Genomic DNA, 9,209 nt, shown 5'->3' with positions numbered 1-9,209 from the left:
GTGTTGCGACGTAACCAGCGATCTTATTGTCGGCTGCTTGCTCCAGCTGAATACGGTTCGGGAGGAAGACGTCGCAGAGTTCTTGGAGTGAATAGTATACCGGCGCATCGAAATCGGGTGCGGTTTGTGCACTGCCCATGCCCAGCACGCCGAAAGCAGCCGTGACCTCTTTGCGGATTGCGACGAGCATGGGTGCCAATATGTCCCTCTGCGGAGGCGTCAACGGAGTCCATACGGCATCCTGCACGTTTGCTTTCGCTATCCCCCAATCGAGCATAACTTTGATCTGCGCCCATTGGGCAGCGCACGCACTCGTCTTGCCGACTTGGTCGTTCACCATGGTCTGCAAACCGGCAAGCTGCGCGAACACAATGTCGCAACCCTTGCTGCTGTTTGAAGACATTCCCTCGATGATGCTGGCGGAACTCACTACATTCTGCAGTCGCAGCATCTCTTTGTTGGTTGAGGCCCCCGAAACCCTCGCATCCGCCACGGCGCGTTGGAGGATCGGCGCTTGAACACCCTCGCTTGCTTTGAATAGCGTGAGGTGTTCTTCGTTGTTCATGAACCAATGCGGTAGGAACAGACCACTCGATGCGCCGGGCCGAGGGCCGAGGATCAAGGGGCGAGTCTTCTTGCCTCGGACGGTCGATGGTGGAAACGACTGTGCATACTCACCGTTGATGTCGAAGATCACAACGTGACCGTTTGGGATCTCGTGATCGATAAGTCCATCGATGAGTGCGGTCACAGTGCATGATTTGCCGGATCCCGTGGAACCGACTACGGCACAATGATGTCCGAGAAGCAAGTTTGCGTCTAAGTAGACTGACTGCTCGGTCGCTACGGCCGATGTTCCGATTCTCAGCGCCGGTCCGCCCCCCGGATGGAATATGTTCTTCACTTCATGCGGGGTCGCCGCCTGCACAGGGGCGTGTAGTGGTGGATAACCGGTGAGCCCAGACTTGAAGGCATCGCCTTCGAATCGGCCCACGACAGTCGCTTCCAGCTCGTATGTAGCCGTGTCGTCTTGGCTGAGCAGCTCGACTCGCCCCTTGGGCTGCTGCTGCCCGCTGATGTACACCGCCGTGACGATCCCGACGACGCGGTGCGCTCCGGCCGGCACGGTGATGTAGGAATTCACAACGCCAACAGTCTGCAGTCCATCGGGACCGACCTTGGTGAAGCCCTTTGCCCCGACTTCCAATGCGACGCGGATCGTCGTGCTTCGCACGTCGATGACCCGGCCGATCACACCCGCGTCCCTCATGGCCCGTCGTCTCCAGCAAGCGGCGGGGTAACCCGGCTCGTCGCTCGCTCAAGGGCTTCGATCAAGCTCGTAATCGCTGCGGGCGGGCTGACACTGCCCTGGGTGCCTGTATCCGGCATTAATTCGGCAAGCTCAGAGAACTTGCCGAAGTCGCCGGTAAGAACAGCAATGCGCGAATCGGCGCCCATCGCAAGTGCAGCTATCGCCGTAGATTTCGGTGTTACACCTGTCTCTGCCAACGATCCGCCAAGAGCATCCGCATTGTCTGTCACTGTCACCAGATCCTCGTCGCTCAGCACCGCCTTTGGGTCGGCAACGAAGACGTTGAGTGCAGGATTACTTGCAAGACTGCGCAGCAATAGGCGGTTGATGTGAGGGTCAGCGAATCCATAGCCAACGGCAAGGATCGCCGTATCTTCTTGCTGTACAGCATCTCCGAGGAGTCGGAGAAGATCAGAGTAGGGATAGGCCAGGGAGTCGGATTCCTTGGCGGCAGTCGGGTAGATGAGCACGAGATCGTCGCCGACAGCGGCATCTGCGCTCTGCCGGACTTCCAACGACTCCAGCCCGGTGAGCGGATCCCGCTCGACGGATGAGCGCCAGTTCAGACTGCCATGCACTTTGTGAAGGTAGAGAGCTCCTTCAGCACGTGCGACGACCGTTTGGGTGGTCGTTTCGACTCGGTGGAAGTCCAGGCCGTAATAGGCGAGGTTCAAGCGACGATCCACGGTCCCGCTGAAGCCGTCGATGTAAGGAAAGCCAAGTTCGTCGAGAGCTCGCTCAATCACGAGGTCGTAGTTAGTAGTGAAGATGCGGGGGCGCGGAAGGTTCGACCGGCGGCTGCGGACAATCCGCGACAGAAATGTTCGATGCGCGCGTAGAGGATCCGAATCAAACGGCGGTTCCAATGTTGCAGTCTCGGCTGGCAAGCGGCACGCGTCTGCCAGGGCTCGGTTGATGCTGCGGCGCAAACTCTCGACCTGTTCGTTCGGGTATGTCTTGGCATCGCCCCCTGTGCCGAGTGCTACCGAACCCTGACCAGCTTGTCTCGCAAGTGAAGTGGCGAGTTGCAGCCCGTTGAGCAACTGCTCGAGGTCCCCGTTGTCTGATGGATTGATGACACTTAGAAGCGCGGCGTCGGTACCGCTTGCTGCACCTCCAGCGCTGGTGATTAGTTCCAGGACTTTCTGATTACTCAGGTTGCGAGTCTGGGGTGAGCCCAGATGGAATGAGGCCCCGGATCCCAGGAGTACAACTAGGTTCTTCACCTGCAGAAGGGAACTGAGATGTTCACGCACCACGTGCGCATCGGTAGTCGTAATCGATTGTTTGATCACGCCGCCGACTAGGAAGAGTCCACGTGTAGGAGCAACCGTGCTGCCTGGATGTGCGGTGGGAGTTTCCACTCTGGCTGCAGGCTCGCCCGGGCCTGATTCGGGGTTGTCAGGGGATTCAGTCACGTCAATCACCATCGGCCTGCCGGATATACGTGACCCCGAACGCAACGACCTGCCTGAACTCCTGGCGGCGCGAGCCGATGTCGAACTGGCTGCCTGAGCCTTTCTGGAAGATGTCGAGACCGCGACCGAGGAGGATCTTCCAGCCGTTGTTTGCTCGTATGGATCTGTCGTGAATGGACTCGTCCCATTTGACGTTGAATTTGATCCCGACTGAGGCTGCCCCGTCTTGAATAGCCTTGAGCATCAACAACTGTTGCTGCTCGTACTCGGGTTTGTCCGCCTTCGTCACCAAGGTCACGGAGATCTCGTCGGCGGGGTCCTTCGCAGACGCCAGCACGGCAAGGAGATCAACGAGGTTGCGGCCCTGGTGCGGCGCGCGAATGTACGGGTCGACGATGGTGAGTTCGGTGGCGCTGCGAAGGTAAGGCAGCAGCAGATTTTCGTAAGAGACGCCGCGTTGGTTCTCCTGAAACTCTCGATGCCCCTCGAACAGCGGCTTGGACTTCGGGGGGTCATCAACAGTCGGAGTGGCAGCAGGCTTGGGTTCCTCACCGTCCGAGGACTCGCCGGATTGGTCGTCCGTTCGCCGGCGTTGGTGGTAGTAGACCGGGTACTCGTCCTCTTCGAGCGTGGTGACAGAACGCCATTCGCCGGTCTTGTCGAGGTAGCCGAATTTGACGTCGGCCATTGTCGAGTCGATGCGGAGGATTTGGTCTTTTACGCGTTTGCGGCCCTCGATGGCGAACCGCAGGATCTCCTCGGTTTCCTCCGTCGTGGCTTGCCCGTGGGGGTGGAGGATCTTCATCAGCCCAGAGAAGGTCTTGTGGATGCCATCGCGATCCCGGGTCGAGATGTCGGAGCCGAGCGTGAAGTGCTGTTGGTAGCGGTCAGAGAAGTCCGAGTCACGCATAGACTTGAGCACTTCTGCGATGTAGTCGACGACGAAACCGTAACCCTCGGAGAACATCTCACCGCGGATGGTGTCCACTTCCCATCCGGGGATGTAGAAGTGCAGGCGGTCGAGGTAGGCCGAGTCGTGATAGCTTTCGGGGAGCTCGTCGAAGAGATCCGAGTGTTTGAGCATGTAGGGCACGTTGTGGGATGTGTTGCCCACGAACACCATTGATGCCTCGGCGCCGAGTGTTTCGACACCACGGGAGAACGATTTGTTTGCCATATAGTTCTTCATGATGTCGACGAGCGCCTTGTCAGTGCGCTTCTTCTTGCCCGCGAACTCGTCGAAAGCCACCACGTCCCAGTAACCAACCAGCCCGAGCCGCCCGTTGGAGTTGTTCACGAATAGCTTTGCAACGGTGATCTCACCACCGGAGATGAGCATGCCGTGTGGCGAGAACTCCGAGAAGATGTGCGACTTGCCGGTGCCCTTGGGGCCCAGCTCGACGAGGTTATAGTTGCGTTCAACGAACGGGATAAGCCTCACGAGTTGGATCAGCTTGGCTCGTCGGCCGAACATCTCAGGGTTGAAGCCGATGGATTGGATCAGCAGGTCGATCCACTCGTCGGTCGTGAACTTGCGACGCGAAGCGACATAGCCGTCGAAGTCAAAGTTGGACAGCTGAATCGGCTTGATGGAGCCCAAGATCCACGGAACCACGCGCGCGTTGTCACTGTGCTGGTACTCGATATCGCAGATGCACCAGACGCCGCCGACCAACAGCTTGGGGTGAGCCTTGATGGTCGCCGGCGCGACAATCACCTGCTTGATGCCCAGGTTTGCAAACTCGGCCTCGTAGGTATCGTCCTTTTCGTTGAGCTGGACCTGGACCTTGTCGATAACGCGGTAACGGCCTTTTTCGCGGATGTGAGACTTCACGAGTTCGGCTTGGTTGCGGTGGACGTAGTGGTCGGCGAGAATCTTGCGGACGCTCTCGATGCCTGACTGAATAGTCGCCTCGTCGTCGGAAGCGGCGTATTGGCCCAGCAGGTACTCCAACACGAATGACGGCACGATTGCGTTGCCCTTGACGGCCTTCACAAGGTCCTTGCGCACGACCGCGCCGCCGAAGACATCGTTGATCTTTTGGTCGAGTGTTGACTTCATCGGAGGGACTGCCGAGGGCCCGCCACCCAATCCGTCCGAGTCGTCGTCATCCGCCACGGCTAAGTCTTTCTGCTCGGTCATCATCGTCACCCGCTAGAAGTCGAAGTCCGTCATGAACGAACGCTTGATGGTGTAGTTGGCTTTCGAGAACGTCTTCCACTGGTTCGTGTTGGGGATGCGGTCTTCAAGCCGCAGCTCCACGGCGCGGTTGTTGACTTCATCAGCGTCCTGCGTGAGGTACAGCGTCACCGACTGGTAGCGCTCACGCTGGTCGGCTGAGGAACTGTCAAAGGTCAGTACCGGCTGGTCCGAGATCGGTGTCTCTCCTGCGTAGATGCCGAGCCGGACCTGGCGTGGCTGGATCTTGTCAGTGACTTCCTCGCGTTGAAGCAGCTTGACCGCAAGCTGTCCGGTTGTGATCTTGTTGGTTTCGGGCATGAGGTCGACCTCGACTGGGCGGATGTCGCTCCTGCGCTTCTTGTTGACAGCGATGACTGGCACGACAATCTCCTGCAGCGACGCGCCACCGTGGACGTATCGAGTGCCAGCGCCGGGTTGCGGGATTCGGTGAATGGACTTCGGGATTTGGATGTCAATGTCGCCGACGAGTCCGGCCTGAGCTGAAGTAAAGGTCATGAACGAAGGCGAGGGTTTCAAAGACCTGCCCAGCACATACCGGCGATTGGTCTTGGTGATTGCCTCTCCTTGGGGCGACTCCGAGACGTAGTACGACTGTTCCAGCGGAGTGTCCTGGTAAAGGAACCCATGGTCGGCGGTGATCACGATGTTTGTGGCATTGGCGTTCGTCCACTTCTTCACGAGCAGCACCAATTCGCGCAGGGTTTCCTCGGCCGCCTGGAACACTGTGCGCTCGGTGGCGGCTTTGTCGCCGGCCGCGTCGATGCGGTCGTGGTAGACGTAGAAGATCTGGTGCTGCTTGTAGAGGTCACGCAGTTCATCCCCGGGCATTGCCATCACGTCTGCGGCGGAGATGGCATGGCCCTTTACCGCCTGCAATATCTTGTCGCGGTTTGCAGTTCCATTCGTGGGCTTCCCGTCCGCAAGTACCGGCAGTGCCTCTGGGTCCAGCTCTAGAGCCGACTGCGGCAGCAGCGCAGCCATGCCGAGCTGGGTGTAGCTGGGGAGCATTCCGAGCACCGCCGAGAGCTTGGCATCGAATCGATCCTCACTGCAGATCAGGGATGTCAGTTCGTCCGCAACCTCATAACGCATTCCGTCCGAGATGATGACAACAGCTTTAGTCCGGCCGTCTTTGACGATCGGCGCGACGTGGTTGTCGAAAAACTTGCTCTGGGGCGCAAGGGAAATGGACTTCCACTGGTCCGTCGGCTCCAGCGCCTGCTGCCATAATCCACTGAAGTGGTAGAGAAACTTGTTGGCATACCCTTTATCCACCTCGGCCTTTAGGGATTCGAGGGGCTTCTGGAACTCGGCGGTTTGGTAGGCGAACGTGAACCAGCGGTACTGCTGGTCGATTCGGAACCAATCGGACTCGTACTTCTGCAGGCCGGTGTCCATCGATGGGATCGTGTTGGGCAAGGCAGCAATGGCTGCGAGGAGCTCGGAGGCGCTTTTGGTCGCGTCGTACAACTTGGCGTATTTGTCCTTCCAGAGGCTGTCTTGACGCTGCCGCACCGTTTCGGCTACCTCTCGGGGTGTTACCGACTGAGTCGCGACCGCGGCCGCGAGATCGACGATGATCTTGCGGTCGATTTCCTCGAAGGTCGTGACTGGCACTAATTCGCGGAAGTCCCGGTGCTCGATCTTCGACTTCAGGTCAAGTGCATCGGCCGCCCGGGACGCGAGCGTCGCCATCATGGCTTGGGTGCGAACGTCGTAGCGCAGACTGTTGAAGTCAATCCGGATGTTTCTGAACTCGCCGGGCGTTTCTGACGCGAAGTCTTCGATCGCCCGGGTGTACATCCACAGCACGAAATCGTCGATGGTTGGGTTGGTGCGCGAGTACTTATAAATCTTCGCCAGGCCGTCCCAAAGGAACTGGTCGAGTCCGAATGTCGCGAGGTCATCGTATTTGGCCCGTTTGTTCGCGGCGTTCTCGGCGAGGAGTTCGCGAATGATGTCGGTCAGCGTGTGTCCTGAGGACTTCACGAGAACCTGGGACATCTTGGCCTGCATCTTCGCAGCGTCGTCGCCTGGGGCAAGAAGCTTTGCCAGTGCGAGCTTTCGAGAGTTGGCGCTGAAGAAATTCTGGTGTTGCTCGATGACGGCAGCTAGCGCGGGATCGCCAAGCCCGAATTCCTGTTGGAGCATGGATGTCTTGTCTGCGGTGAAGACTCCGTAGGCCAACTCAAGGTCCAGTAGCCAATTGCTCGTGCCCCGTGGTATGTCACCCGAGCGATAGACGAGATGCTTGGTGACGTGATCGGCGAGAATCATGCTCTTCACGCCGAATTCGTTGCCGTGCACTCGAACGACGTTCACGGCGCCGAGTTCGAGCGCTTCGACGTCTGCGTCGTACTCGCCAGCGGCGTCGTGCCAGAACACGACTCGTTGCGCGGCCAGTCGGTTGGTGATGGCGTCCTTAACCGAGTTCAGCTCAGTCACTCGAAGACTCCAACCCGGCGATCTTCCTTAGCGCTCCGCCGAGCTTCGGGTAGTTCACCTTCACACCGTCGTCGAGGTCGATGACGACGTTGTCGGATGCCTTCGGATAAAGCGTGTCGTGCTCGTACTCGTTCAGTTCGACGAGAATCTTGCGCAGGCGGTCTGCCTCTTTCGCGTTGCCGGCGCGCTCCGCCTGTTGAAGGCTCGACTCAAGCTTGGTCACGTACTCACGCAGGTACGTCAGCACTGTTGAGGCGGTGGACGGCGCATAGCGGTGTAAGTAGATCAGCGCATTGAAAGAACCCTTGGCGCTCGAGAACAGCCAGTAGATCGGGCGCTTCTTGTACCGCTGAACATGGTCGTCATAGAACTTTGACCTGCCAGCCTTCGTGATGAAGTACTCGCGGAGGTTCTTCACACCGAGAGACTCTGTGACGAAGCGCAGGTTCTCCTCCAAATGCTTGTCCCCGACCGCAACCCGGACGAACTGGCGAAACCGAGCGACGATGTCATCCTCAAACCAGTCGCCATCGACGATCGGGATGACGTTGTCGTTGTCTGGCATAAAGCTTGGCGACGGCACCTGAGCTAGGTAGTCCTGCAACGTCGCGCCTTGGTCGGCAAGGATCAGACCCGGTAGATCGACGCTATACCGACCAAATATGCAGCCGATTGCATACGACACGAACTCGGCAGCCGCGTCCGCACGTTCGTAAAGTCCGTACTCTTCGGCTGTCTTGCCGGCACCGTACCGAAACTCAACGTTTCGTGTCAGCGATACCCGCTGCCGTTCCACGTCGAGTGCGACCTCGTCCTCTAATCCGTATGCCTCCGCCACAACACGGTTATTCGACGCCTCGCGGAGCCGCTGATCCTCCGCGATTTCGCCCCAACGCGCGGAACACTCATCAGCACGGTCTGCGAGCCGCGTTTCTGAGGCCTGATCTGATGACGGTGTCATTACGAGCCACGGTGTTTCCGTAAAATCCCAAGACGTCTCGAACGAATCCCAGTCAGCGCGCGAGCATGAAACAAGTTCTTTAATGGCCGAATCCGCCACGGAGGAAAGAGCGTCCGACACCACGATTGGGACCGCTCCAACGTTGATCGGCTGAAAATTGAGGGTCGGCGAAATAGCCGCAAGGATCGAATCAGCGGTGGTCGAGTTCAGAATTAGAGCTGCCACCGACAGATCGCTCTGGGAGAACAGCGTGCAGCCTCCGTTATCGAAGGCCGCGCCCGCCGGTGTATACCGAATCGAGAAACCACCGGAAGTCACTGTTCCCCATGTCCAACCTTCCCGACCAAAATACCTTGCGCCGCTGCGGGTTCGCATCTCCGATCCACCGTTACGCCAGTCGACGAGGAACTCGCGGTAGCCGTACCAACGACGGAAGCCACCTCCCTTGTTATACGGAAGCCAGTAACCAGACCTGAACTCAGTTAACGACGTTTTTGAGCGTGATACCTCCCACCAACCCCGCAAGAATCTGGCGTTGTCGCCGGTGTCCATCCCCTTTCGAGGCTCGGCGCCATCTCGCAATGGGCGCCCCTTCGCGAACGCGGCACGCATAGCGTCGGAAAGCCAGTACGCAATCGGCGTCCCGGGTACCTTGGCAAGCTCCGAGGTCGCGATCCTGTATAGATGGCGTTCCATGCCGCCGCTTGCCTCGCCCGCGCGCCGCAAGCGATCGGCCTGAATTACGTCACGGGCCTTGGGCCCCTGAACGGCGGGCCCGACGAAGTCCGCGAGGCGTACAAAGGCGCCGATATGGTCAAACCGCCCGCGGCGAAGAACAAAGGCGCAGACCGGAACAGTTGCACCCTCGAA

General features: G+C 58.8%; 5 protein-coding genes. All 5 read right to left on the bottom strand.

Features of this window, described 5'->3' with window-relative positions:
- The coding region (locus DYE23_RS29085; protein ID WP_172527961.1) for an ATP-binding protein at positions 1–1,255 on the bottom strand (1,255 nt) is incomplete at its 3' end.
- An 11-nt stretch (positions 1,256–1,266) separates the two neighbouring features.
- On the bottom strand, positions 1,267–2,607 hold the full coding sequence (locus DYE23_RS29080) for an SIR2 family protein (RefSeq protein WP_172527960.1): 1,341 nt from the start codon (positions 2,605–2,607) through the stop codon (positions 1,267–1,269).
- Between the two features lie 124 nt (positions 2,608–2,731).
- Positions 2,732–4,873, bottom strand: coding sequence for a BREX system Lon protease-like protein BrxL (gene brxL, locus DYE23_RS29075; protein ID WP_115329162.1), 2,142 nt, complete (start codon positions 4,871–4,873; stop codon positions 2,732–2,734).
- A 12-nt stretch (positions 4,874–4,885) separates the two neighbouring features.
- The gene (pglZ, locus tag DYE23_RS29070) at positions 4,886–7,378 is read right to left on the bottom strand and encodes a BREX-1 system phosphatase PglZ type A (RefSeq protein WP_115329160.1); all 2,493 of its coding nucleotides are present in this window, start codon (positions 7,376–7,378) and stop codon (positions 4,886–4,888) included.
- On the bottom strand, positions 7,371–9,209 hold a 1,839-nt coding region (gene pglX / locus DYE23_RS29065), incomplete at its 5' end, for a BREX-1 system adenine-specific DNA-methyltransferase PglX (RefSeq protein ID WP_115329159.1). The genes pglZ and pglX, both read right to left, overlap by 8 nt.

Origin of the sequence: Mycolicibacterium gilvum, assembly GCF_900454025.1 — a bacterium.
Lineage (GTDB): Bacteria > Actinomycetota > Actinomycetes > Mycobacteriales > Mycobacteriaceae > Mycobacterium > Mycobacterium gilvum.
Note: the sequence above shows the minus strand (reverse complement) of the source record. Positions and strands in the feature narration are given on the sequence as shown.